The following is a 23,934-nucleotide window of genomic DNA, read 5'->3' as shown; positions in this document are numbered from 1 at the left end:
GCGTTCTGTCTGTCTCTTGATCGGCTCCTAGGCTTCGGGGATGGCACAGGTAAGCGAGGTCATGGCGGACTTCAAGGGGCCAGGCGACTACGGGGACGCGGTGAGCGAGCGCTGGAACGCCTACCCCCGCGTTCACGCCGTCACTCGAAAACCGTCACCGGCTCGCCGTCGCGGAAGAGCCGCACCGCCACCAGCTCCCCGCGCGCGTATCCCTCGACCCTGACCACGCGGGCCTGGGACAGCCCCGGCACCGTCACCTCGACCGCGTCGCCGTCCAGGTCCACCGAGGCGCGTGGCCGGCCGTCGGTGACGAAGTCGGCCCTGTCGATGTTGACGCCGCGCACCCGCACCGGGTCGAGCGACACCTCGAACTCCCGCCGCTCTCCCTCGCGCAGCAGCGCGAAGGCCGCCGCGAGCAGGTCCTTGTCGCCGTGCATGATGTCGTCACGCGTGACCGGGTGGATGGTCTCCGAGCGCACGCCGAAGTCCTCGACGCTCACCCCGGCGTTGGGCCCGACGCGCAGCAGCCGTCTGATCGCCACGCGCAGGCCGACGCCTTCGGGGAGCGGGCGGTAGGGGAAGTCGCCGTCGCCGCTGGCGAGCTGCATGAGCAGCGGGAACTCCCACACGTTGGCGCCTCCGGCCCCGGTGGTGTCGTCGACGCCGAGCACGTCGCCGATCCTGTGGTCCTGGTACCCGGCGGCGAACACGTCGCCCGAGGAGTAGCAGCGCGCGTCGGTCACCAGCACGCTCGGCCCGAAGTGGCTCTGCGGCACCCGGGCGAGCCGGCCGGCGGGCGTGAACGGGATGCCCGCGGAGAAGGGCGCCCCTGTCTCCATGGCCTGCTCCATGGAGCGCAGCCAGGGCTCCATGGAGCGCTGGTTGCGGCAGATGCGCAGGTTCAGCGGCGTGCTGAGGAACTGCGCCGGCATGGGCTCGATGCGCCGCGCGGTCAGCGCCTGGAGGCTCAGCTCGGCCATGAGGATGTTGCCGCCGCGGTTGCCCCGCACGTCGATCACGACGCCGCCGGGCGGCATCTGGCGGAGCAGCTTGATGAACTCGTTGACGAAGGTCTCGACGGAGCGGTCGGCCGAAAGGAACTCCCTGATCCTGATGTAGCCGAACTCGCCCATGACTCTCGCCTCGAAGGCCGTGGCCACCTCGGGTCTGACGGGGAGGTTGCCGGGCGCGGCCCTGACCGGCTCGCCTGCCGCCTGCTGGTCCAGTACGTGCGGCGCGAACAGCAGGGTCCTGGCCCGCGACTCCAGCATCGCCTCCTGGTCGATGGCCAGGCTGGTGTCGTTGCTGAGGCTCTGCAGCAGCAGGATCAGGTCGGTGGGCACGGACCACGTCGTGCGTGCCGTACCCGCCTGCCCGTCGGGGGAGACGAAGTCGATGAGGATCTGCTCCTCGTCGGGCGGCCCGGTGAAGGCCAGCGCCCTGGTGGTCATCTTCTCGACGGCCCGCGCGTGCCGGGCGGCCGGATTGGCGCCGGGCAGCCGGTCGGCCAGCTGCTGTACGGCACGCGCCATGGGCACCCCGTTCCACCGGATGATCTCGGCGCCCGGGCGGAAGGCTCCGGTGAGCACAGGCGGCGCGCCCTCCTTCTCGGGCGCGACCAGGTAGCGGCGCCGCTCGCCGTCGGCGAAGGCCTTGACGGTGAAGGGCAGCACGGCCACGTCGCCCTCGAACACGCCGGGCAGCGCGTAGCGGGTGTGCAGGTCGCGGACGGAGTTGAAGATCTCGATGAGCTCGGAGTGCAGCTCCCATTCCGAGATGTCCTCCGAGCGTTCCAGCCGGGTGAGCAGCAGGCGCAGGCGCTGCACCGGGTTGATCCCGTAGCGCGCCACCTTGAGCGGGAGGTTGACGTAGTGCTGCTCCAGCACGAGGAGCGCCTGCCGTACGATCAGGCGTTTCTGGTCGGCGCTGAGCAGGGCCACCCTGGCCAGCGCGTCCGTCAGGGCGACCGATTTCGCCACGGGCGTGGGGATGGTTTCCGCAGTCATGCTCCCGAGTGTCGGCCCGGGGGCGCGGACGCGCCTGAGTAAGCCCTACTCAAGCCATGACGGCCTTGGAGCGGTCGGTGGCCATGCGGATCGCCATCATGCCGAGGATGGTGCCCATGGCGTAGCGCTGGATGCGCAGCCAGGCGGGGCGGGCGGCGAAGAAGGCGGCCAGGGTGCTCGCCGACAGGGCGATCAGGCCGTTGACCGTGGTGGCGACGACGATCTGCACGGATCCGAGCGCCAGGCTCTGCCCGAGCACGTTGCCCGCGGGGTCGATGAACTGCGGCAGCAGTGACAGGTAGAGGATGGCGATCTTGGGGTTGAGCAGGCAGGTCACCAGGCCCATGGAGAACAGCCTGGTGTTGGAGGCGGGCTCCAGGTCGCGGGGCTGGAAGACCGAGCCGCCGCCGGGCTTGAGCGCCTGCCAGGCCATCCAGCCCAGGTAGCAGGCTCCGGCGATCTTCAGCGCGGTGTAGGCCGCGGGGACCAGCGCGAAGATCGCCGTGATGCCGAGGCAGGTGGCCGCCAGGTAGAGGGTGAAGCCGAGCACCACGCCGGTCAGCGAGATCAGACCTGCCCGGCGGCCCTGGGTGATCGAGCGGGAGATCAGATAGATCATGTTCGGTCCGGGCGTCAGCACCATGCCCAGAGAAACCAGTGCAATACCCGCCATGCCGCTCAACATAGGAAAAGCGTAACGAATTACAGAGAGTAGCCAATCTTCACGGCGGGCAGACGCACCACATGCAGTTCGACGACGACGCCAAACTCGATCCGTCGCAGGTCGAGGATGTGAGGGCCAGCGGCGGCCGGCCCGGCCCGCGTGGCGGCGGCGGCATGCCCGGCGGCTGCGCGATCCCCATCGGCGGCAAGGGAGGCTGCCTGCTGCTCGTACTGGCCGTCGCAGCCCTCTTCCTGTTCAAGCTGGTGCCGACCCCCTTCACCGACAGCCCGGAGCAGCCGCCGCAGCCCAGCGCGCAAGGCGGCCAGGCGGGCGGGAACCTGGCCGACCGCTGCCGTACGGGAGCCGACGCCGACCAGTCGGAGGACTGCCGCATCGTCGGCACCGTCAACAGCATCCAGAGCTACTGGAAGCAGGCGATCGACGCCCGGGGCCGCACGACGTACACCCCGGCCAAGACCGTGCTGTTCTCCAACGCCGTCCGCACCGCCTGCGGCGCCGCCGACTCCAACGTCGGACCGTTCTACTGTCCCGGCGACCAGAAGGTCTACCTCGACCTGTCGTTCTTCAACACGCTGCAGAGCCAGTTCGGCGCGAAGAACGGCCCGTTCGCCCAGGCGTACGTCATCGCCCATGAGTACGGTCACCACGTGCAGAACCTGCTCGGCACCATGAACAGGGTGGGCAACGACCGCCGGGGCGCCAACAGCGCCGCGGTGCGCCTGGAACTGCAGGCCGACTGCTACGCCGGCGTGTGGGCCAACAACGCCGTCAGGACGGGCTTCTACTCCGAGCCCTTCACCCAGGCCGACATCGACGAGGCGCTCCAGGCGGCCGCCGCGGTCGGCGACGACAGCATCCAGCGCCGCACTCAGGGCATGGTCGTCCCCGACAGCTTCAGCCACGGCACCTCCGCGCAGCGCGAGAAGTGGTTCAGCGTCGGCTACCAGTCAGGTGATCCAAGCCGTTGCGACACGTTCACGGGCGCTATCTAGGGCAGTTGTCCATGCATGGACTTCAGGGACGACGCGCAACTTGACAGCTCGCAGGTCCAGGATGCCGGCCGTGGCGGCGGCGGCTTCCGGGGCGGACCCATAGCCATCGGCGGCGGCATCACCGGCCTGATCGCCCTGGTCGTCGCACTTGTTCTCGGCAACCTCGGAGGAGGCGGCGGGCAGGAGGCCCCAGGGCTGCAGCCCACCTCCAACCTGGCCGACCGCTGCAAGACCGGCGCCGACGCCGAGCAGGACCCCAAGTGCGAGGTCGTCGGCGTGGTCAACAGCATCCAGGCCTACTGGGGCGAGACTCTCCAGGGGTACGAGCAGGCCGACACCGTGCTCTTCGAGGGCGGCGTGCAGACCGGCTGCGGCGACGCCACCTCGGCCGTCGGCCCGTTCTACTGCCCCAACGACCGCCAGATCTATCTGGACCTCAGCTTCTTCGAGCAGCTGCAGAGCCAGTTCGGCGCGAAGGGCGGCCCGTTCGCGCAGGCCTACGTCATCGCCCATGAGTACGGGCACCACGTGCAGAACCTCTCCGGCCAGCTGCAGGGCGGCAGTTCGGTCGGCACGGAGCTGCAGGCCGACTGCTACGGCGGCGTGTGGACCAAGCAGGCCGTCAAGACGGGCTTCTACGAGAAGGAGTTCACCCCCACGCAGATCGCCGAGGCGATGGACGCCGCGGCGGCGGTCGGCGACGACCGCATCCAGCAGCGCACCCAGGGCAGGGTCGATCCCGAGTCGTTCACCCACGGCAGCTCCAAGCAACGGGTCGCGGCCTTCCAGACCGGCTACGACAGCGGCGACCCGAACGCGTGCGATCCCGGCAAGCTGCAGTGAGGGCGGATCTCTCCTAGACTCGATGGGGTGATTTTCAAGTTGGTCGGCGACGGACGCCCCTATCCCGAACACGGGCTCACCCATCGGGAGTGGGCGCAGATACCGCCACGGCAGGTGCGACTCGATTCGCTGGTCACCACAAAGGCGATGCTCGACCTGCATTCCCTACTCGCCGCCGACTCCACCTTCTACGGCGACCTGTTCCCGCATGTCGTGCAGTGGAAGGGCGAGCTGTACCTGGAGGACGGCCTGCACCGGGCGCTGCGTGCCGCCCTGCACCAGCGCTCGATCCTGCACGCCAGGGTCCTGGAGATCCCGTAAAGGAACGACGAAGGGCCCCTGACCGAGGTCAGGGGCCCTTTTCGTATGGCGGTGGTGGAGAGATTTGAACTCTCGAAGGAGTTGCCCCCTTACGCGCTTTCGAGGCGCGCGCCATCGGCCACTAGGCGACACCACCGCAGAGAAGCTTACCGGATCCTGCGCAGTGCGAAGAACTCCTTGAGGATCACAGAACACTCCTCTTCCAGAATCCCGGCGATCACCTCGGGCCGATGGTTGAGCCTGCGGTCCCTGACCACGTCCCACAACGAGCCCACGGCGCCGCCCTTGAGGTCCTGCGCGCCGTACACGATCCTGTCGACCCGCGACTGCACCGCGGCCCCCGCGCACATGGTGCACGGCTCCAGCGTGACGATCAGCGTGCAGCCGGTCAGGCGCCAGCTTCGCCGGGCCAGGGCGGCCTGGCGCAGGGCGAGGATCTCGGCGTGGCCGGTGGGGTCGTGGGAGGCCTCGCGGTCGTTGCCCGCGGCCCCGATGACGCCCTCGCCGGAGACGACCACGGCGCCGATGGGGATCTCGCCGCGGCCGGCGGCGAGACGCGCCTGGGCCAGGGCCTGGCGCATCGGCTCCTCGAAACGGTCGAGCGAGGTCACCGCAGCCTGTCGAGCTCGTCGGCGAAGCCGAGCTTCTCGGCGATGACCGACAGGATGTCGGCGGGCAGCGTGCCCTCCTCCATGGCCAGCTCCAGCAGCTCCTCGGGGCTCATGCCGAGGTCGCCGAGCAGGTCGATGTCGCCGGAGGGGCGCACGCCGAGCTCGGTCGATTCCTTGTCGGGCACCACCCCGGCGAACTCGGCGAACAGCTCGCCCAGCGGGTCGGGGCCGACCGCGTTGCCGTCGGACAGGAAGACCCTGGCTTCGTCCGCGCCGGTGTAGCGGGCGATGGCGAACCATTCGTCCTCGACCTCGACGCACAGCAGGGCCAGTTCGTCGCCTGACAGTCTCAGGGCCTCGCTCACGGCGTCGCCGAGATCATCGACGATCTCGGCGCCGCCGAGGTCCACCTCCGCGCCCGACCAGCCGTCGGAGGTGCGGACGAACGCGGCGGCGAAGACAGCGCTGGAGGGCATGGCCGAGCTCCCGGTTCAGCCGAAGACGGAGTCGATCGCCCGCTCGAAGGGCTCGGAGAAACCCAGCCGAGCGGCGATGCTGGACAGCACGTCCTCGGGATGAAGGTCAATGTCACCGGAGAGGATGCCCAGCTCCATCTCGTCCAACCCGAGGTCGACGAAGATCGAGAGGTCTCCCGCCGGGAGCACGGTGTCCTCGTCGAGGATCTCGTCGAGCTCGTCCTCGTCGGGGATCGGAACGTCGAGATATTCCAGCACCTGCTGGGCCAGCGGGAAGTCGAGCGCGGCGGCGATGTCAGACAGGAACACGTCGACCCGGTCACCCAGCACGCGCAGCGCCACGAAGAACTCGTCGCCCACGGCGATCAGCCCGATCGTGCCGCTCTCGCTGGGCTGCTGTCTCAGGGCGTGGACGAGCCCGTGGAGATCGGAGGTGAGCGCCACCGGAAGTAGTTCGGCATCCCAGCACTCGTCCTCGCGGTAAATCACGATGGCGAAGTCGAGCGCATCCTCGTCGGTCATTGCCCACCCCCTGTGCGAATGGTTTCAGAATCGACCACCCGACGTGGGCCGCTCCTGCCAAATTGTGATCAAAACCAGGTACCGGACGTGCCGGTCCCTCCCCCAGACGATAGCGTTGTCCCTTATGGAGACCCTTGTCGTCGATCACCCGCTCGTGGCCCACAAGCTGACCACCCTGCGCGACGTCAACACCGACTCGCCCACCTTCCGCCGCCTGGCGGATGAGCTGGTGACCCTGCTGGCCTACGAGGCCACACGCGACGTCAGGGTGACCGAGGTGACCGTCCAGTCTCCGGTGGCCGAGGCGCACGGCGTACGGCTGGCGACGCCCAAGCCGCTCGTGGTGCCGATCCTTCGCGCGGGCCTGGGCATGCTCGACGGCATGACCCGGCTGCTGCCCACCGCCGAGGTGGGCTTCCTGGGCATGATCCGCAACGAGGAGACCCTCCAGGCCGAGACCTACGCCACGCGCCTGCCCGACGACCTGTCCGGCCGGCAGTGCTACGTGCTCGACCCGATGCTCGCCACGGGCGGCACCCTCGCGGCGGCCATCCACTTCCTGTTCGACCGGGGTGCGGTCGACGTGACGGCGCTCTGCCTGCTCGCCGCCCCCGAGGGCCTGGCGTTCATGGACAAGGAGTTCGCCAACTCCGGCAAGCCGATCAGGGTCGTCACCGCCGCGCTCGACGAGAGGCTGAACGAGAACGGTTACATCGTTCCCGGTCTTGGGGACGCCGGAGACCGTCTCTATGGCGTTGTCTAAGTAGTCCTTTTCCTTCAACTGGCTCGCTTGCTCGTTACATGCTGTGGTTGTGTGGGTACTTAGAGTAACGAAGGCATCTCTTCCGCGTCACCGACGCGGATCTAAGGAATCACGATGAGCGAGCGAATCGAAGCGGATACGAGTCCGTATGTGGAGGTCGAGTCAGCGCTGCGCGACGAGTTCGCAGGCGTTCACTCCGCCTCCACGGTCACCCGGTGTGTCGAGGCGGCGCACTACGGCGCGCTTGAGGTCACCGGCTATGCCCATCCCGGCCTCGTGGAACGCATCGCGCGCAAGCACCTTCACGTCCTCGCGCTGGTCGCGAGCGAACGCGGTTAAAGAAGATCGAGACTTACCGGCGAAGTTACGCTTTACCCCGCCACCTGCGTGGGTAATGTATTCGGCGGGTGTAGTGGGTAAGTGGGCACGGAGGCGACAGTGCAGGTCAAAAAGTGGCTCATCTGGGGAGGCGTGGCGTTTGTCGCCTACTTCCTCTTCGCGAGGCCCGCTGATGCGGCAGATGCCGTCAGGGGCGCTCTCGACACAGTGTTCAACGCGGCCGACTCTCTCGCGCAATTTGTGACCAGCATCGCATGAGACTTGTGACCCACGGGGACGCTGCCCCGTCGTCGGTCAACCGCTACCTACTCCCCCACGAAACACAGCACATCATGGTACGGCGCCACCCAGCCGTGCTGTTGCGTCCGGTCGCCGAGGTCTTCGGCGGCCTGATCATCGCCGGGCTCCTCAGCAGGTTCTTCGGCGGTGGTGACAACGGCACGGCTCTGGTGGTCGTCTGGTGGCTCTGGCTGCTGCTCTTGATCCGGTTTGTCTGGAAGGTCGCCGAATGGTCGGTTGACTACTTCGTCGTGACCTCAAAGCGCATCTTGCTCACTACGGGGCTCATCACCCGTAAAGTCGCGATGATGCCGCTGACCAAGGTCACCGACATGAGCTTCCAGCGCTCCCTCATGGGCCGCATGCTGGGCTACGGCGAGTTCATCCTCGAGTCGGCGGGCCAGGATCAGGCCCTGTCGACCGTGGAGTACATCCCGTACCCCGAAACCCTCTATCTCGAGGTCTGCGCGATGCTATTCCCGAGTGACGACAAGGGTGACGATTAATCGGCTTTTCTCAGCTGGGGATACCCCATTCGGCCACTTCATGCAATCATTGCGTGTTGTTGACCCTTCCCCGCCCTGAGAGATGAGATGCCGAGTCAGGGAACCATCGGTGACCGCGTCCGCGGACTGCGGCTGAACAGGCGGATGTCTCAGGCCCAGCTGGCCGGACCCGACCTGTCGGACAGTTATGTCTCACTCATCGAGTCGGGCAAGCGCACCCCGACCCCGGTCGTCGCGCGGCTGCTGGCCGAACGCCTCGGCTGCACGACCGAGTTCTTGCTGCACGGGATCGAGCCGCGCCAGCGCATCGACACCGAACTGGGTCTGCGACATGCGGAGCTCGAGCTCCGTCACGGCGACCCGGTGTCCGCCGCCGAACGGTTCTCCGAGATCGTCAAGGCGGTCGGCGAAGAGAACGCCATGCTCGCCTCCCAGGCCCGCCTGGGCCGCGCTCGCGCGCTCGAGGAGCAGGGCCGGCTCGGCCAGGCCGTCGAGGCCATGGAGCGACTGCGCACCGAAGCCGCCGCACACCCCGAACGACTGGCCGACCTGCCGCTGACCGTCGCGCTGAGCCGCTGCTACCAGCGTGCGGGCGACCGGCTGCGCGCCCGCGACCTCGGACTGGCCGCGCTGGAGCAGATGGCCAGGCTCTCCATCGACCAGGGCGAGCTCGCCGTCGACCTGGCGGCGACGCTGATCGAGCTGCCCTCCGGCGGCGAGAGCGAGCTCGCGTTCGTCAGACGGGTGCTCACGGTCAGTGGCGTCCCTGAGGTTGTGGACCGTTCCGCTGAGATTCGCACCCTCTGGGAGGCCAGCAAGTCGGCCGCCTCGGGCGAGGACTCGGCGCTTGCCGTACGGCTGGCCGACGACGCCATCGCCGCGGGCCGCCCGGCCCGTCTGGCGCTGCAGCTGGCCCGCGCCGCGATGCACTTCGCGCAGCTGGAGACCTGCCCGGTCGAGGAGGCCGAGCAGCACGTCACCGCCGCCGCGAAGGTGTTCTCCGTCTTCACCGCCACCCGCGTCGAGCTCGGCCAGACCAAGGTCGTCCACGCGCGCGTGCGGATGCGGGCCGGCGACTCGGTCAAGGCGGGCGAGCTCGCCACGGCCGGGCTGGCACTCCTCGACGGCGCTCCCGGCACGTTGCCCGCCCAGGCGCAGCTCGTGCTCGCCCAGGTGGCTCTCGACCTCGGCGCCGACGCCTCGGCTCCGCTGCGTGCGGCTCGCGACCTGCTCGCCGCGCTCGACGGACCGGTCTTCGGCTCCGACAGGCAGGCGGCTCGCGCGTGGCGGGAGCTGGGTGACCTGTTCGGCAAGGCGGGTGCTCGAGCAGACCAGACGGCGGCGTATCGTAGAGCGCTCGAGGCTGCCGGGGTGCGCTCCGCCATGGCGGGAGTGACGATCGAGGCTTCTATCAGCCGCTGACCTCCGGATTTGTCTTTTGGGCCCTGGAATAATTAGGGTCTACCAGTCATTGACTCATAGGATGACTGGTTTCCCCGGAGGAGGCGGACTGTGAGTCTGCGTACGGCGCAGCGGGCTTCGCTCGTCGACCAGGTGATCGACCAGCTCAAAGAGCAGATCACCTCTGGTTCGTGGGCGATGAACCGCAAGATCCCCACCGAGACTGTCCTGGCTGAACAGCTCGGTGTCGGACGCAACACCGTGCGCGAGGCCGTCCGCGCGTTGACGCACGCGGGGCTGCTCGAGTGCAGGCAGGGCGACGGCACCTACGTCCGGGCGACCAGCGAGCTGTCCGGAGCCATGCTCCGGCGGCTCCGCCAGGCCGAGCAGCTCGAGATCCTCGAGGTGCGCCGCGCGCTGGAGGTCGAGTCCGCGCGTCTGGCGGCCACCCGTCGCAACGACGACGACATCGTGCGCATCGAGGCCGCGCTGTCGGCCCGTGACCGCGCCTGGGAGTCAGGGACGGCCGAGGAGTTCGTCGAGGCCGACCTCGCCTTCCACATGGCGGTCGTGCACGCGACGCACAACCTCGTCCTCATCGACCTGTACGAAGACTTCTCCGCGGCCCTGCGCGCCAGCATCACGGCCGCGGGAACGTCGCTGAACAAGAGCTACATCCCGCACGACGCCATCGCCCGCGCCATCGCCGCCGGCGACGCGACCGCCGCGGAGCGCGCCGGCCACGCGTGCATGGAACACATCCTGATCGCGCTGACCGACCAGGAATGAGCTTCTCGTACGGCGGGCGGGCCGGCCCCGCCCGCCGTTTACGAGAGCAGATCCACCAGTTCCCTCGGCAGTCCGTGGGTCTGGTGGAGATAGTCGTAGTCCTCCTCCGTCAGCCGCTCCCCGAAGCGTGAGCGCACCTTCCTGCCGCGTTCCAGCAGGCCGACGAACCGTTGCTCCTCCTCCAGGAGCACGTCCCTGCGCAGGGGCGTGGGCAGGTCCGACAGGGTGCGCGTGGAGTCGTCACGCCACAACGTCGTCAGCACCCTGCGGACGAGGCGGCGCAACACGTACCCCCGCCCTGTGGACGAGGGCGTCACCCCGTCGTCCACGATCATCGTGCTCGATCGCAGGTGGTCGACGACGACCCGGTGCGAGTCCCGGTCGAGCTCCCACAACTGCGAGACGCCGCGCGTCCACGGCTCGAACACGTCGATGCCGAAGACGGAGTCCTTGCCCTGCAGGACCGTGAGGATCCTCTCCAGCCCCATACCGGTGTCGATGTTGCGCTGGGGCAGCGGCTCCAGGCTGCCGTCCTCGTGGCGGCGGTAGCTCATCAGCACGTGGTTCCACACCTCCACCCACCGCTCGTCGCCGGTGGGCGTGCCCTGAGGCGGCCCTTCCCCGGTCCACACGAAGATCTCCGAGTCGGGGCCGCACGGGCCCGTCGGGCCGTTGGACCACCAGTTGTCGTCGCCGGTCAGCTCCACCGGCACGCCCAGCTCGCTCCACGTCTCCAGCGAGGGCGTGTCCTGGCCGACCTGACCGTCGCCGCCGAAGACCGTGACGTGCAGCCGGTCGCGCGGAATGCCGAAGCCGTCGCGGAGCAGCTCGTACCCCCATCGCAGGCTCTGCTGGTGGTCGTAGTCGCCCAGCGACCAGGAGCCCAGCATCTCGAAGACGGTCAGATGGGTGGGATCGCCCACCTCCTCGAGGTCGGTGGTGCGCAGGCAGCGCTGCAGGTTGACCAGGCGGCTGCCGAGCGGGTGCGGGCGGCCCTCCAGGTAGGGGATGAGCGGGTGCATGCCCGAGGTCGTGAAAAGCACCGGGTCGCCGGGTGGCGGGATGAGAGAGCTGCCGGTGATGCGGCGATGGCCTCGCTCGACGAAGAAGTCGATGAAGGTGGAGACGGTCTGGTCGACGTTCATGGGTGGGGCCCTTCCGTTCATGGAGGGACCGGAAAGGACCTGCGCAGGAAAGCAGAAACCGGCGGCCGTTTCCGGTCGCCGGTGTTGGTGGGGAGGTCAGGCGGCGGCAACCGACGAGCGGGTAGCTCGTGCGGCTGCGGCCAGAGTGCGCTGGTGGACCTCCATGGGCTCGACGGTAGCAAAGACCCCTTGCGGACTTCGCCCGGTTTTCTCAGGGGCGCAGCTGGGCGGCATGGTCGTCGGCGAAGTCGGAGAAGGTGCGTGCCCTCCTGCCGACCACCTCGGTGAAGTCACCCGTCGTGTAGTCGCCCCAGTTACGCGCGTACGCCCTGCCGTACTCCACCGAGACCTTGGCGTCCCACTCGGGGAAGCCGGCGTCGAGCATCGCCTGGAGCACCGCCTCCTCGGGGACCTGCTGGTAGCGCGCCCCTGCCGCGGCCGCGGCCTCGTGCAGGGAGATGCTCTCGGGTCCCGTCAGGGTGTAGACCTTCCCGGCGTGGGGTGCGGGGTCGGTCAGGATGCGGGCGCCGAACTCGGCGATGTCGCGGATGTCGATGAAGCCGACCCGGCCTTCGCCGAGCCCGCCGTACAGGGTGCCGCCGTTGACGGAGCCGAAGAGGTTCTGCATGAAGAACGCGGGCCTGATGATGGTCCACGGGATGCCGGAGGCCTGGAGTTCGAGGTCCGACAGGGCGTGCAGGCGGCCGTTGCGGGTGGGGGCGTCGTGCGAGGCGCCGATGGCGGACAACCGGACGATGTGCTTCACCCCTGCCTGGCGGGCGGCCCACACGGCATTGCCGGAAGCATGGGGCGCCTGCGGTCCCATCGCGGTCAGCAGCCACAGGGTGTCGACCCCGGCGAAGGCCTCCGTCAGCGTCTCGGGGTGGTCCAGATCGCCCACGAACACCTCGACGCCCTGCGGCGCCTTTGCGGGATCACGCACCAGGACTCGTACATTCTCTGTGGAAGGCAGGGCGCGCAGCAGGGCGGAAGAGACGTTTCCGGTGGCTCCGGTGATCAGAATGGTCATGACAGTTCTCCAGTCTCAGATGACACAAGCGAGTCGATGGCGTCGAAAAAGGTCTTGATCCCGGGCAGGTTGGCGCCCTTGGAGCGCGAGGCGGCGAAGTCCGCCTCGTTGCGCCACTCCACGATGTCCAGCCACTCGCCGCCGGGCAGGCGTACCAGGCGGGCGCCGATGAAGCCCGCGCGATCGGCCAGGAAGTCGGCCACCATCGCCGGCCGGGCGGCCAGCAGGGCATCCGCGTCGGCGGCGCGGAACCGGGTGAGTTCAACCGTGCTCATGCATGAGAAGATATAGTCAGCATTAGTGACTGTCAAGATTGGTGACTAATTTTGAAGCGCAGCGAACGCAAGCAGACCGACCCCGATCTGGGCATCCTCGTGGCCAGGGCGTTGTTCAGGGTGCAGCGCGCCATGATGCGGGACCTGGGCCTGGGCAAGACGGGGCCGCAGCCCAAGCACGGAGCGGTGCTGGCCTACCTCGACGAGGAGGGCAGCAGGGCGACCGACCTGGCGAGCCTCTCGGGGCAGCACAAGCAGGTCATCGGCACCCTGGTCGACGAGCTCGTGGAGATGGGCTTCGTCGAGCGGCAGCCGGATCCCAGCGACCGGCGCGCCAAGCTGGTGGTGCCGACGGACCGGGGCCTGGAAAGAATGCACCGCTCCGACGAGGTGATGGCCGCGATCGAGCGGCGCTACGCCGAAGCGGTGGGCGAGGAGGAGTTCGCCGCCTTCAAGGCGACGCTGAAGAAGATCTCGGAGATCAGCCCCGGCGCGCCCGGGTGACCTTCCGGCATCACCCCAGGCGCAGCGACATGACCAGGTAGCGGAAGGCGGGCTCGGCGTCGCCGGGCACGTCGGTGATCAGCGCGGGGCGGGTCGGCGAGTCCATGTTGAGCCGGGCGTACTCCGAGTCGACACCGGCCAGTCCGTCGAGCAGGAAGTGCGACTGGAACCCGATCTGCAGCGGCTCGCCGCGCAGCTCGCAGTCGAGCACCTCGACTCCGCGGCCCAGCTCTCCTCCCCCGGCCTGGATCTTGACCTGACCCTCGGTGAAGGTCAGCCGGATCGCGGTGTTGCGCTCGGCCACCAGCGCCACCCGCTTGATGGCGTCGATGAACGGCTGCACCCGCATGTCGGCCTTGATCGACCAGTCGTTGGTGAGCCGCGCGCGGTAGTCGATGAACTGCTCGTCGAGCAGGCGCACGGTGGTGCTGCGCCCCACGCTCTCGAAGCCGGCCACGCCGCCGCCCATCGCGATGGCCACCTCGCCGCCGCGCAACGACTTGGCCACCTCGACGAGCACCCGCGCCGGAATCATCGCCGACACGTTGGTGTCGAGCTGGGCCGGACGCCAGGTGAAGTCGCGCGCGGCGATGCGGTAACGGTCGGTCGCGGCCATCGCGACCTGCTCGCCCTCGATGTCGACGCGGATGCCGGTCAACATGGGCAGGGTGTCGTCGCGGCTGGCGGCAGGGGCCACCTGACCGACCGCGGAGGCGAACACGCCGCCGCCGATGGCGCCGATGACCGGGGGCATCTTGGGCATGGTCGGGAAGTCTTCGACCGGCATCGTGACCAGGGCGAACTCCGCGCTGCCGCAGGTCAGGATCGCTTCGGCGCCCTCGGTGACGAGCTCGACCTGCTCGCCGGGGAGCGCCCTGGTGATCTCGGCCAGCAGCCGGCCGGGGATCAGCACGCTGCCCGGCTCCGACACGTCGGCCTCGATCGTGGCCTGGGCGGAGACGTCGTAGTCGAAGGCGGACAGGGTGAGGTCTTCGCCGGCCTCCAGGAGGAGCCCGGACAGGACAGGAGCGGCCGGCCTGCTGGGCAACACCCGTGCTGCCCAAGCCACGGCCTCGGCCAGCACATCGCGGTTCACCCGAAATTTCACCCTAAACACCCCTTCGTCCCGCGGGTCTATGGGGTAAAAGTATCTGCCCCCACCGACAGAACGGGCCATCAGCCCCGGATCAGGGTGCGCCCTCAGCCGCCCTTGGCCGCGTTGAGGTAGGCCAGAACGGCCAGAACCCGCCGGTTGTCGTCATCGGAAGGCGACAGGTCGAGCTTGGCGAAAATCGAGGCCGTGTGCTTGGCCACCGCGCTCTCGCTCAGGAACAACCGCTGCGAGATCGCCGCGTTCGAGCGCCCCTCCGCCATCGCCTCCAGCACCTCGCGCTCCCGCGGCGTCAGCCGCCCGAGCGGCTCGTGCCGCACGTTGCTCGCGAGCAGCTTGGCGATCACCTCGGGGTCCATCGCCGTGCCGCCGGCCGCCACCCGCCTGACCGCGTCGACGAACTGGTCGGAGTTGAAGACCCGGTCCTTGAGCAGGTAGCCGATGGCGCCGGTGCCGTCGGCCAGGAGCTCCTGGGCGTACAGCTGCTCGACGTGCTGGGAGAGGATGAGGATCGGCAGCCCGGGGATCTGCCTGCGGGCCTCCAGCGAGGCCTGGAGCCCCTCGTCGGTGAAGGTCGGCGGGAGCCGTACGTCGACGATCGAGACGTCGGGCTTGAGCTCGATCAGCGCCTTCAACAACTCGGGACCGCTCTCGACGGCGGCGACCACGGTGAAGCCGTGCGCCTGGAGCAGGTGCACCAGGCCGTCGCGCAGCAGGTAGAGGTCCTCGGCGATCAGAACCCTGTTCAGCATCCGCCCAGCCCCAGCCCTCGCGGGGTCATCCCGGCCAGCCGGGCCTCCTTGGAGTGCTGGAGCGGCAGCAGGATGGCCAAGACGTACATGAGCGTGCCCAGCATGATCAGGAAGATACACGTCGGCCACTGCCAGCCCGGCGGGAGGTAGGTGACCAGAAACCAGGAGAAGTCCTGCTTGCCCAGGATGAGCATGATGGCGGCGACGATTCCCTGCGGGAACAGCGGGCACCAGGCGGTGCCCCAGAGCAGGATCACGGCGGCCGTCTTCCATCGCGGCATCTTGGAGTCGCCGGCCCAGTGCTCCGGCAGCACCTTGGGAACGTGCAGGGTGACGGTCGTGGGGCCGCCGGGCGGGCTGTGCAGGGCGACCACGCCGTCGAAGACCGACAGGCGCCGCTCGATGCCGTACAGCCCGCTGCCCTTCGACGGGTCGGCCCCGCCCAGGCCGTTGTCGGCGACGGTCACCCGCAGGTCGCGGCCCACGTGGCTGATGTCGATCAGCGCCTCGGTCGCGCCGCCGTGCCGCGCGGCGTTCGAGAGCAGCTCGCTGATGGCGAAGTAGACGGCCGCCTCGACCGGCGACTCCGCCCGGTGCGGCAGGTCGGCGTCGACCTTGACCCGCAGCGGGCTGTCCATGGCCATCGCCCTGACGGCGTCCTCGAGCCCGCGCTCGGCCAGCACCGGCGGGTGGATGCCCCGCACCACCTGGCGCAGCTCGGTCAGCGCGTCGGAGGAGACCTCGCGCGCCTTGCGCAGCAGCGCCTTGGCCGCGCCCGGGTCCTTCTCGACGAGCTCCTCGACCGCCCCCAGCGTCATGCCGAGCGCGACCAGCCGGGCCTGGGCGCCGTCGTGCAGGTCCCGCTCGATCCGGCGCATCTCGGCCGCCTGGTTGTCGACGGCCATGCTGCGGATCTGGGTCAGGTGCTCCACCTGGCCCTCCAGCTGCCTGGCGGCCGTCGAGGCGAGCAGCATGGCCGCCCAGGCGGTGTAGACCCGCAGCCCGCGCCGCGGCATCAGCAGGAACACCGGCAGGAGCAGCACCTTGACCAGCGGGTCCAGCAGCAGCCAGATCGCGTCACGCCAGGTCGCCGGGTCGCTGAACAGCCACTTCCAGCGGTCGTTCCACGCGGGGATGCGCGGGGTCTTGTACAGGGTCCTGTCCGACCGGTACATCCCGTCGGGCCCCGGCCTGGGCGGCGGGGGCGGCGGGAGGTACGGCGAGGCGATCCCCACGGACCTCCTGGTCGTGTCGGCCAGCCTCCTGATCAGGCGCATGTGCGGAGGGAAGAGCGGCACCAGTCCGAGCCCGAACGACAGCACCAGGACAGGGATCGTCAGCAGGAAGACCGCCACCTGCACGACCGTCATCCCGAGCAACATCGCGATCCTTCGCACCATGGTCCCAGTGTCGGCGATCGTGTGACCTCCTGACCATTGCACCTAGGTACACCCCTGCTGTGCACCCAAGCGGATTCTGCGCGGCCGCCGGGATTTCTAGCGTCTACAGCATGAAAGTCATCGAGGTCACGAACCTTCACAAGCGGTACGGCACGCACGTAGCCGTCGACGACGTCAGCTTCTCCGTGGCCGAAGGCGAGATCTTCGGCATCCTCGGCCCCAACGGCGCCGGCAAGACCACCACGGTCGAGTGCCTGTCGGGGCTGCGCGAGCCCGACCGCGGCACGATCAAGATCGCCGGAGCCGACGACCGCGACTCGCTCAAGCGCATCATGGGAGTCCAGCTCCAGAGCGCGGAGCTGCCGGAGAAGCTGAAGGTGTGGGAGGCACTCGACCTCTACGCCTCCTTCTACGGCCGCACCTCGGGCGACCTGCTGGAGCGCGTCGGCCTGACCGAGAAGCGCGACACCTACTTCGGCAAGTTGTCCGGCGGCCAGAAGCAGCGGCTGTCGATCGCCCTGGCGCTGGTCGGCGGCCCGCGCATCGCCGTGCTCGACGAGCTGACCACCGGACTCGACCCGCAGGCGCGCCGCGACACCTGGGAGCTGATCGAGCAGGTGCGCAATGACGGTGTGACGATCGTGCTGGTCACGCACTTCATGGAGGAGGCCGAGCGGCTGTGCGACCGCCTGGCCCTCATCGACGCGGGCCGCGTCGTCGCCACCGACACCCCGTCCGGGCTCGTCGCGATGGTCGACGACGAGCAGCGGCTGCGTTTCCGCCCGAGCGGGCCCTTCTCCGAGGAGATCCTGCGGGCCCTGCCCGAGGTCACCGAGGTCTCCAGGTCCGGCGAGCAGGTCGTGGTCACCGGCACCGGCAACCTGCCGCACGCCGTGACGCTCGCCCTGGCCGCCGAAGGCGTCATCCCCACCGACCTGCGCATCGAGCAGGCCACCCTCGACGACGCGTTCCTCGCGCTCACCGGAAGGAAGCTGGCATGAAGAAGATCCTCGCCGTGGAGACCAAGCTGCACCTGCGCGACTCCTGGTCGATGTTGTTCATCATCGCCCTGCCGCTGCTGCTGCTGATCGTGATCGGCAACATCCCCGATCTCGGGAAGCCCAACCCCGACCTGGGCGGGGAACGGTTCGTCGACACCCAGTTGCCCGCCACCATGTTGTTGCTGGCGCTGACCACGGTCGCGCTCACCGTGCTGCCGGCCGTCCTGGCGACCTACCGCCACCAGGGTGTGCTGCGGCGCATGTCGACCACTCCGGTCAGCCCCGCCTCGATGTTGTCGGTCCAGCTGATCATCAACCTGGGCATGGCGGTGATCGCGGCGGTGGTCCTCATCCTCGGCGCGCGGCTGGTACACGGCTCGCCGATCCCCTCGCACTGGGCGTTCGTCCCGGTCTTCCTGCTCGGTACCGCCGCGCTGATGTCGATCGGGCTGCTGATCGCCGCCCTCGCGCCGAACGCCAAGTCGGCGCCGCTGATCGGCAACGTGATCATGTTCCCGATGTTGTTCTTCGCGGGCATGTGGATCCCGCGCGAGACCATGCCGCCTGTGCTGCGCACGATCAGCGACTATTCGGTCGGGGGCCCGATCGTGCAGGCCATGCGTGACACCTGGGCCGGCGAGGCTCCCTCGCTCGGCAGCCTCGCCGTGATCGTCGTCGGACTGGCGCTCTTCAGCGCCCTGGCCGTCCGCCTGTTCCGCTGGCAGTGACCACCCCGCGCACGTTGGTCATGATCGAGTAGACGGAGGTCGAGGCCGTGATGAACAGCCAGTTGCGCTTGAGTCCGCCGAAGACCAGGTTGGAGACCTTCTCCGGGATGTGGAGCTTGCCGATGAGCGTGCCGTCCGGATCGAAGCAGTGCACCCCCTCGTGGGTGGCGGCCCAGATCCGGCCGGCGTCGTCGAGCCTGATCCCGTCGAAGCTGCCGGCCGTGCACTCCGCGAGCACCCGGCCGTTCTCGAGGCGGTCGCCGTGAACCTCGAAGACCCGCAGGTGCTTGCGCCGGGTGTCGACCACGTAGAGCAGCGACTCGTCGGCCGAGAAGGCCAGGCCGTTGGGGCGGACGAAGTCGTCGGCCACGGCGGTGACCACCCCGGTCGCCGGGTCGAGCCGGTAGACCTGGTCGTTGCCGATCTCGCTCTCGGCCCGGTTGCCCTCGTAGTCGCTGGTGATGCCGTAGCGGGGGTCGGTGAACCAGATGGAGCCGTCGGACCTGACCACCACGTCGTTGGGGCTGTTGAGCCGCTTGCCCTCCCAGCGGTCGGCCAGGACCGTGATGGAGCCGTCGTGCTCCGTACGGCTCAGCCGGCGGTTGCCCTGCTCGCAGGAGACCAGCCTGCCCTGGCGGTCGAGCGTGTGACCGTTGGTGTAGCCGGCAGGGCTCCTGAACAGGCCGACGTGACCGGTCATCTCGTCCCAGCGCAGCATGCGGTCGTTGGGGATGTCGCTCCACACCAGGTAGCGGCCCGCGGGAACGTAGGTCGGGCCCTCGGCCCATCGGCAGCCCGTGGCGATGCGCTCCATACGCTCGTCGCCGCCCACTCCCTCGAAACGCGGGTCGAGCAGCTCGAAGCGGGCGGTGATGGTCTCCATTCTGGTAACCGTACTAGAGTGCGATAGTGGCGGTTATTGCGCATATCAGCGACATCCACATCGGGGGCTCCGCGGACAGCGTCGAGCGCACGACCCGGGTGATGAACCAGCTCAGGTCGTTCCCCGTCGACGCGATCATCGTGACGGGCGACATCGCCGACCACTCGCTCCTGGAGGAGTACGAGACGGTCCGGTCGCTGCTGGAGACCGAGATCCCGCTGATCATCTGTCCTGGCAACCACGACTATCAGCCCGAGCTGTTCGAGAAGGTGCTCGGACCGGTCAACCAGGCCCTGCGGCTGCCCGACGTGACCATCGCGCTGGCCGACTCCAGCGTTCCCGGGCGCGACGAGGGCTACCTGGGCGACGCGACCCTGTCGTGGCTGGACGAGGTGCTGTCGGAACGCCCGGACGTCCCCGCCTTCGTGGGCTTCCACCACCCGCCGATCGAGCTGGGCATCCCGTACGTCGACGAGATCATGCTCCAGTCGGTCGACCGGCTCGAGGCGGTCGTCGAGCGCCACCCGCACATCGCCGGCCTGCTGGTCGGGCACGCCCACACCGCCGCGACCGGCACCTTCGCGGGTCGTCCCGTGGTCGTCGCGCCCGGTGTGATCTCGACCGGCCTGACGCCCTTCGAGAACGCACCGAAGATCCCCGTGTCGTACGACCTGCCACCCGCGTACGCCCTGCACATCTTCACCGGCGGCAGGCTCGTCACCCACTTCCGGCCGGTCCCGTGATGTCGACCGTCCCGTGGAACAGCAAGGAGCTGACCGTCGGCCAGCTCGCGGAACGCAGCGGCGTCGCCGTCTCCGCGCTGCACTTCTACGAGGCCAAGGGGCTGATCTCCAGCAGGCGCACCGCCGGCAACCAGCGCCGCTACCACCGCGACACGCTGCGCCGGGTCTCGTTCGTCCGGCTCTCGCAGCGCCTCGGGATCCCGCTGGCGACCATCAAGGAGGCCCTGGCGACGCTCCCCGACGGGCGCACCCCCACCCGCGAAGACTGGGCCAAGCTGTCGGCAGCCTGGAAGACCGAGCTCGACGACCGCATCGTCCAGCTTCAGCGGCTGCGCGACAACCTGACCGACTGCATCGGCTGCGGGTGCCTGTCACTCAACTCCTGCGCGCTGGCCAACCCCCACGACTGGCTGGGCGGACAGGGTCCTGGAGCCCGCCGGATCGACACCAGGCTCAATCCCCCTTCACGATGAGCGTCGGCCGCTTCGAGTGGTGCAACACGTGGTTCGACACGCTGCCGAGCAGGAGTGACGGGATGCCCTTCAGGCCGCGCGAGCCGATCACGATCACGTCGGAGCCGAGCTCGTCGGCCACCTCCACGATGGTCTTCCAGATCGACTCCGTGTCGGCCACCGCCCGATGGCTCACCTCGGACAAGCCCGCCGCCCTGGCCAGGTCGGCGCCCTCCTGGGCGTACTTCTCGGCCAGCGCCTGGGCCTCGGGGGAAGGGTCGTCGGCCAGGAGCGCGGGGGCCGCGGCCGGGTAGTGCCTCAGCTGGACAAGAAGGGGCTCCCAGACGGAGACGACCACGGTCGGGGCGTCCTTGAAGTGCTTGGCGGCGAACTCGACAGCGGCCTTGGCGTCACTGGAACCGTCATATGCGATCAAAATACTCATGTTCGGTACAGCCCGTTAATGATCGGGTTTGTTCCGCTGGATGCGGTCGACCAGTGTGACCAGTGCCACTCGCTGGGCCTGCGGATCGTCGGCCGCCGGGCCGAGGATCATGCGCGTGACGTGCGGGCTGGCGAACCACCAGGCGGCGAGCGCGGCCACGGAGTACAGCAGGAACTCGGGGGCGATCTCCCCCGTCACCTCGCCACGCCGCTGCGCCTCGGCGATGGAGGCCACCTTGTCCGCGTAGTGCCCGGCACGTTCCGGCCCCGCCTGGACGGTGGCGTCGCGCTGCAGCCCCTCCCAGTAGAGCAGCCGCAGGAAGTGCGGATGGGCGCGGTGGTAGTCGTAGAGCTGCCCCGCGTGCTCTACCAGGTCGGGCGTCTGATCGGCGGGTAGCGGGATGGCGGCGGCCAGCTTGGCCAGCTCGTCGGTGAGCACGGCCGCGAACAGGCCCTGCTTGTCGCCGAAGTACTGGTAGATGCGCTCCTTGTTGACGCCCGCCCTGGCCGCGATCTTGGCGACCCTGGCGCCCTCCGGACCGTGCTCGGCGAACTCCTCCACCGCCGCTTCCAGCAGCAGCCGCCTGGTTCGCTCGGTGTCCCACGCCATGGGCCGAGGATATCCAACTCCAACCGTACGGTTGCAATTGCTCTCACCTTCTGGCAATCTCCAACCGCACGGTTGGAGATTGCCAGGGAGAGAACATGCCCCCACTGAGGTCCCGTACGGTCACGCACGGCAGGAACATGGCGGGCGCACGCGCCCTGATGCGCGCCAGCGGCGTGCCGAGCGCCGACATCGGCACCAAGCCCATCGTCGCCGTGGCCAACAGCTTCACCGAGTTCGTGCCGGGCCACGTCCATCTCGCCGCCGTCGGCCGTACCGTCGCCGGAGCCGTGCGCGAGGCGGGCGGGATCGCCCGCGAGTTCAACACGATCGCCGTCGACGACGGCATCGCGATGGGCCACGCCGGGATGCTCTACTCCCTGCCGTCGCGCGACCTGATCGCCGACTCCATCGAGTACATGGTCAACGCCCACTGCGCCGACGCCCTCGTGTGCGTCTCCAACTGCGACAAGATCACGCCCGGGATGCTGATGGCCGCCATGCGGCTGAACATCCCGACCGTCTTCGTCTCCGGCGGTCCCATGGAGGGCGGCACCGCCGTCATGGCCGACGGCACCGTCCGCGACCGGCTCAACCTCGTCGTCGCGATGTCGGAGGCGGTCTCCACGGACGTGGACGACGAGGACCTGCGCAGGATCGAGGAGGCCGCCTGCCCCACCTGCGGCTCGTGCGCCGGCATGTTCACCGCCAACTCGATGAACTGCCTCGTGGAAGCCCTGGGCCTGGCACTGCCCGGCAACGGCACCACGCTCGCCACCCACACGGCCAGGCGCGCCCTCTACGAGCAGGCCGGCAGGACCGCCGTCGAGCTCGCCCTGCGCCACTACGAGCACGACGACCACAGCGTGCTGCCCCGTGCCATCGCCTCGCACGCCGCCTTCGGCAACGCGATGGCGCTCGACATGGCGATGGGCGGATCCACCAACACCGTGCTGCACCTGCTCGCCGCCGCCCAGGAGGCCGGGCTCGGCTACACCCTGGACGACATCGAGGAGCTGTCGCCCCGGATCCCGTGCCTGTGCAAGGTCGCGCCCAACGGGCCCCACCTCATGGAGGACGTGCACCGCGCGGGCGGCATCCCCGCCCTCCTCGGCGAGCTGCACCGCGCCGGCATGCTGAACGAGAACGTGTGGTCCGTGCACTCGCCGACACTCGGCTCCTGGCTCAAGGACTGGGACGTGCGCGGCGGTGCCCCCGCGCCCGAGGCCGTCGAGCTCTTCCACGCCGCGCCAGGGGGCGTGCCCTCCGCACAGGCCTACTCCCAGTCGCGGCGGTGGAAGGAGCTCGACCTCGACGCCTCGGGCGGCTGCATCCGCGACGTCGCCCACGCCCACTCCCCAGACGGCGGACTGGCCGTCCTGCGCGGGAACCTCGCGGCCGACGGGGCCGTGGTCAAGACCGCCGGGGTCGATCCGGCGCTGCTGACCTTCACCGGGCCCGCCGTCGTGGTCGAGTCGCAGGAGGAGGCGTCGCAGGCCGTGCTGGCCGGGCGGATCCGGCCTGGCGACGTCCTGGTCATCCGCTACGAAGGACCGCGAGGCGGCCCCGGGATGCAGGAGATGCTCTACCCCACCGCCTACCTCAAGGGGCGTGGACTGGCAGGGACGTGCGCGGTGATCACCGACGGGCGGTACTCCGGCGGGTCCTCCGGGCTGGCGGTGGGGCACATCTCGCCCGAGGCCGCCGCGGGCGGGGTCATCGCCCTGGTCGAGGACGGCGACCCCGTCAGCGTCGACATCCCCTCCCGCGCGATCACGCTGGACGTTCCGGACGCCGTGCTCGCCGAGCGGCGGCGGCGACTCGAGTCGGACGGCGGCTACCGGCCGCGGCGGCGGGAGCGGCCGGTCTCGCTCGCGTTGCGGACCTACGCGTTCCTGGCCACCTCGGCCGACAAGGGCGCCGTTCGCGACCCCTCACGCCTTCCGTGAGCTGTTCCTCTGCTGCCGGTATCTCAGGATCGTGGCCACCACCAGCAGCAACGCCAGGCCGCTGAGCGTCCACGGGTCGCTGGGGTTGCCGCCCAGGTTGCGGTCCACGACGTGCGAGATCGCGTGCACGACCGCACCCGCGGCGCCCCCGGCCAGGCCCACTATCAGCGCGTCCCTGGTGAACAGCGCGGCCGTGAGGGCGGCGCCGATGCCGAGCTGGAAGGCCCCGGCGTCGTGGAACAGGTGCAGGTTGAACGGCGGGAAAGTGGCGACCGTGGAGTAGAAGCTGTGCGGCCAGAAGAAGGCCCACGCCCCACCGGCCAGGAAGAAGAACGCGCCCAGGGCGACGACGGCATTGACGAATCGGCTCATGCCAT

29 protein-coding genes and 1 tRNA gene are annotated in these 23,934 nt (G+C 69.1%); 14 read left to right on the top strand and 16 right to left on the bottom strand.

Translation table 11 applies throughout. From position 1 onward, the window contains the following. Positions 1-140: 140 nt before the first annotated feature. A complete protein-coding gene (locus HNR30_RS16075) occupies positions 141-2,006 on the bottom strand; it encodes a S41 family peptidase (RefSeq protein ID WP_181610648.1) in 1,866 nt (621 codons plus the stop codon). Between the two features lie 49 nt (positions 2,007-2,055). Continuing rightward, positions 2,056-2,679 carry a LysE family translocator gene (locus HNR30_RS16070; protein ID WP_246378602.1) on the bottom strand — a complete coding sequence of 208 codons (624 nt, stop codon included), beginning with the start codon at positions 2,677-2,679 and terminating at the stop codon, positions 2,056-2,058. 71 nt (positions 2,680-2,750) lie between these two features. Here HNR30_RS16070 and ypfJ (HNR30_RS16065) point away from each other — a divergent pair, with 71 nt between their 5' ends. From ypfJ (HNR30_RS16065) to HNR30_RS16055, 3 genes are read left to right on the top strand one after another with little or no spacing between them, the layout of a single operon-like run. Next, a complete protein-coding gene (gene ypfJ, locus HNR30_RS16065; protein WP_181610646.1) occupies positions 2,751-3,683 on the top strand; it encodes a KPN_02809 family neutral zinc metallopeptidase in 933 nt (310 codons plus the stop codon). Between the two features lie 15 nt (positions 3,684-3,698). Then, positions 3,699-4,526, top strand: coding sequence for a KPN_02809 family neutral zinc metallopeptidase (gene ypfJ, locus HNR30_RS16060; protein ID WP_181610645.1), 828 nt, complete (start codon positions 3,699-3,701; stop codon positions 4,524-4,526). A 27-nt stretch (positions 4,527-4,553) separates the two neighbouring features. Beyond that, the gene (locus HNR30_RS16055) at positions 4,554-4,847 is read left to right on the top strand and encodes a type II toxin-antitoxin system VapB family antitoxin (protein ID WP_181610644.1); all 294 of its coding nucleotides are present in this window, start codon (positions 4,554-4,556) and stop codon (positions 4,845-4,847) included. A gap of 46 nt (positions 4,848-4,893) precedes the next feature. Here HNR30_RS16055 and HNR30_RS16050 read toward each other — a convergent pair. The 4 genes from HNR30_RS16050 to HNR30_RS16035 all read right to left on the bottom strand — a co-directional run bounded on the left by HNR30_RS16050 (position 4,894) and on the right by HNR30_RS16035 (position 6,456). Then, positions 4,894-4,983, bottom strand: a tRNA-Ser gene (locus HNR30_RS16050). A 10-nt stretch (positions 4,984-4,993) separates the two neighbouring features. Continuing rightward, the gene (gene tadA / locus HNR30_RS16045; RefSeq protein ID WP_181611119.1) at positions 4,994-5,428 is read right to left on the bottom strand and encodes a tRNA adenosine(34) deaminase TadA; all 435 of its coding nucleotides are present in this window, start codon (positions 5,426-5,428) and stop codon (positions 4,994-4,996) included. 26 nt (positions 5,429-5,454) lie between these two features. Then, the gene (locus tag HNR30_RS16040) at positions 5,455-5,934 is read right to left on the bottom strand and encodes a tRNA adenosine deaminase-associated protein (protein WP_181610643.1); all 480 of its coding nucleotides are present in this window, start codon (positions 5,932-5,934) and stop codon (positions 5,455-5,457) included. Positions 5,935-5,949: 15 nt separating this feature from the next. Continuing rightward, positions 5,950-6,456 carry a tRNA adenosine deaminase-associated protein gene (locus tag HNR30_RS16035; RefSeq protein WP_181610642.1) on the bottom strand — a complete coding sequence of 169 codons (507 nt, stop codon included), beginning with the start codon at positions 6,454-6,456 and terminating at the stop codon, positions 5,950-5,952. Between the two features lie 124 nt (positions 6,457-6,580). On the opposite strand from HNR30_RS16035, the gene upp reads away from it, so the two are divergent. The 5 genes from upp (at position 6,581) to HNR30_RS16010 (ending at position 10,533) form a co-directional block, all read left to right on the top strand. Continuing rightward, positions 6,581-7,219 carry a uracil phosphoribosyltransferase gene (upp, locus tag HNR30_RS16030; RefSeq protein ID WP_181610641.1) on the top strand — a complete coding sequence of 213 codons (639 nt, stop codon included), beginning with the start codon at positions 6,581-6,583 and terminating at the stop codon, positions 7,217-7,219. A gap of 114 nt (positions 7,220-7,333) precedes the next feature. Further along, positions 7,334-7,558 carry a hypothetical protein gene (locus HNR30_RS16025; protein ID WP_181610640.1) on the top strand — a complete coding sequence of 75 codons (225 nt, stop codon included), beginning with the start codon at positions 7,334-7,336 and terminating at the stop codon, positions 7,556-7,558. Between the two features lie 254 nt (positions 7,559-7,812). Then, the gene (locus HNR30_RS16020; protein WP_181610639.1) at positions 7,813-8,343 is read left to right on the top strand and encodes a PH domain-containing protein; all 531 of its coding nucleotides are present in this window, start codon (positions 7,813-7,815) and stop codon (positions 8,341-8,343) included. 87 nt (positions 8,344-8,430) lie between these two features. Next, the gene (locus HNR30_RS16015; RefSeq protein WP_181610638.1) at positions 8,431-9,765 is read left to right on the top strand and encodes a helix-turn-helix domain-containing protein; all 1,335 of its coding nucleotides are present in this window, start codon (positions 8,431-8,433) and stop codon (positions 9,763-9,765) included. 90 nt (positions 9,766-9,855) lie between these two features. Beyond that, positions 9,856-10,533: a FadR/GntR family transcriptional regulator gene (locus HNR30_RS16010; RefSeq protein ID WP_181610637.1), complete on the top strand. Its 678-nt coding sequence runs from the start codon at positions 9,856-9,858 to the stop codon at positions 10,531-10,533. Positions 10,534-10,571: 38 nt separating this feature from the next. On the opposite strand, the gene HNR30_RS16005 is transcribed toward HNR30_RS16010, so the two are convergent. The 3 genes from HNR30_RS16005 to HNR30_RS15995 form a co-directional block, all read right to left on the bottom strand. After that, complete coding sequence (locus HNR30_RS16005) at positions 10,572-11,678, bottom strand: alanine--tRNA ligase-related protein (RefSeq protein WP_181610636.1); 1,107 nt, start codon at positions 11,676-11,678, stop codon at positions 10,572-10,574. Between the two features lie 211 nt (positions 11,679-11,889). Continuing rightward, positions 11,890-12,708, bottom strand: coding sequence for an SDR family oxidoreductase (locus tag HNR30_RS16000; protein ID WP_181610635.1), 819 nt, complete (start codon positions 12,706-12,708; stop codon positions 11,890-11,892). Continuing rightward, positions 12,705-12,983: an ABM domain-containing protein gene (locus tag HNR30_RS15995; RefSeq protein WP_181610634.1), complete on the bottom strand. Its 279-nt coding sequence runs from the start codon at positions 12,981-12,983 to the stop codon at positions 12,705-12,707. The genes HNR30_RS16000 and HNR30_RS15995 overlap by 4 nt, the downstream gene beginning before the upstream one ends. 51 nt (positions 12,984-13,034) lie before the next feature. Here HNR30_RS15995 and HNR30_RS15990 point away from each other — a divergent pair, with 51 nt between their 5' ends. Next, a complete protein-coding gene (locus HNR30_RS15990; protein ID WP_220133597.1) occupies positions 13,035-13,487 on the top strand; it encodes a MarR family winged helix-turn-helix transcriptional regulator in 453 nt (150 codons plus the stop codon). Positions 13,488-13,497: 10 nt separating this feature from the next. Here HNR30_RS15990 and dnaN read toward each other — a convergent pair whose 3' ends face one another. The 3 genes from dnaN to HNR30_RS15975 form a co-directional block, all read right to left on the bottom strand. Beyond that, positions 13,498-14,595: a DNA polymerase III subunit beta gene (dnaN, locus tag HNR30_RS15985; RefSeq protein ID WP_181610633.1), complete on the bottom strand. Its 1,098-nt coding sequence runs from the start codon at positions 14,593-14,595 to the stop codon at positions 13,498-13,500. Between the two features lie 92 nt (positions 14,596-14,687). Continuing rightward, a complete protein-coding gene (locus HNR30_RS15980; protein ID WP_181610632.1) occupies positions 14,688-15,350 on the bottom strand; it encodes a response regulator in 663 nt (220 codons plus the stop codon). Next, on the bottom strand, positions 15,344-16,750 hold the full coding sequence (locus HNR30_RS15975) for a sensor histidine kinase (RefSeq protein WP_181610631.1): 1,407 nt from the start codon (positions 16,748-16,750) through the stop codon (positions 15,344-15,346). The genes HNR30_RS15980 and HNR30_RS15975 overlap by 7 nt, the downstream gene beginning before the upstream one ends. A gap of 110 nt (positions 16,751-16,860) precedes the next feature. On the opposite strand from HNR30_RS15975, the gene HNR30_RS15970 reads away from it, so the two are divergent. Then, entirely contained in the window at positions 16,861-17,751 is an 891-nt protein-coding gene (locus tag HNR30_RS15970) for an ABC transporter ATP-binding protein (RefSeq protein ID WP_181610630.1), read from the top strand. Then, positions 17,748-18,479, top strand: a complete 732-nt coding sequence (locus HNR30_RS15965; RefSeq protein ID WP_181610629.1) for an ABC transporter permease — start codon at positions 17,748-17,750, stop codon at positions 18,477-18,479. Before HNR30_RS15970 ends, HNR30_RS15965 begins: the two co-directional genes overlap by 4 nt. Here the strand turns inward: HNR30_RS15965 and HNR30_RS15960 are convergent. Beyond that, positions 18,442-19,362, bottom strand: coding sequence for an SMP-30/gluconolactonase/LRE family protein (locus tag HNR30_RS15960; protein ID WP_181610628.1), 921 nt, complete (start codon positions 19,360-19,362; stop codon positions 18,442-18,444). The two genes, HNR30_RS15965 and HNR30_RS15960, sit on opposite strands and share 38 nt — an antisense overlap. Positions 19,363-19,388: 26 nt before the next feature. Between HNR30_RS15960 and HNR30_RS15955 the strand changes: the two genes are divergently transcribed. Both HNR30_RS15955 and soxR read left to right on the top strand, forming a co-directional pair. After that, a complete protein-coding gene (locus tag HNR30_RS15955) occupies positions 19,389-20,105 on the top strand; it encodes a metallophosphoesterase (protein WP_181610627.1) in 717 nt (238 codons plus the stop codon). After that, entirely contained in the window at positions 20,105-20,578 is a 474-nt protein-coding gene (soxR, locus tag HNR30_RS15950) for a redox-sensitive transcriptional activator SoxR (protein WP_181610626.1), read from the top strand. The genes HNR30_RS15955 and soxR overlap by 1 nt, the downstream gene beginning before the upstream one ends. On the opposite strand, the gene HNR30_RS15945 is transcribed toward soxR, so the two are convergent. Next, positions 20,559-21,002 (bottom strand): universal stress protein, encoded by a 444-nt coding sequence (locus tag HNR30_RS15945; protein WP_181610625.1) that lies wholly within the window; start codon positions 21,000-21,002, stop codon positions 20,559-20,561. The genes soxR and HNR30_RS15945 overlap by 20 nt on opposite strands. Before the next feature lie 15 nt (positions 21,003-21,017). Then, entirely contained in the window at positions 21,018-21,611 is a 594-nt protein-coding gene (locus HNR30_RS15940) for a TetR/AcrR family transcriptional regulator (RefSeq protein ID WP_181610624.1), read from the bottom strand. A 95-nt stretch (positions 21,612-21,706) separates the two neighbouring features. Here HNR30_RS15940 and ilvD point away from each other — a divergent pair, with 95 nt between their 5' ends. Then, a complete protein-coding gene (ilvD, locus tag HNR30_RS15935; protein ID WP_181610623.1) occupies positions 21,707-23,557 on the top strand; it encodes a dihydroxy-acid dehydratase in 1,851 nt (616 codons plus the stop codon). Here ilvD and HNR30_RS15930 read toward each other — a convergent pair. Next, positions 23,543-23,929 carry a hypothetical protein gene (locus HNR30_RS15930; protein ID WP_181610622.1) on the bottom strand — a complete coding sequence of 129 codons (387 nt, stop codon included), beginning with the start codon at positions 23,927-23,929 and terminating at the stop codon, positions 23,543-23,545. The two genes, ilvD and HNR30_RS15930, sit on opposite strands and share 15 nt — an antisense overlap. Between the last annotated feature and the right edge of the window lie 5 nt (positions 23,930-23,934).

The sequence above is a fragment of the Nonomuraea soli genome, from assembly GCF_013761175.1.
In the GTDB taxonomy this organism is placed as follows: Bacteria; Actinomycetota; Actinomycetes; order Streptosporangiales; family Streptosporangiaceae; genus Nonomuraea; species Nonomuraea soli.
This window is presented reverse-complemented; position numbering and strand designations above follow the sequence as displayed.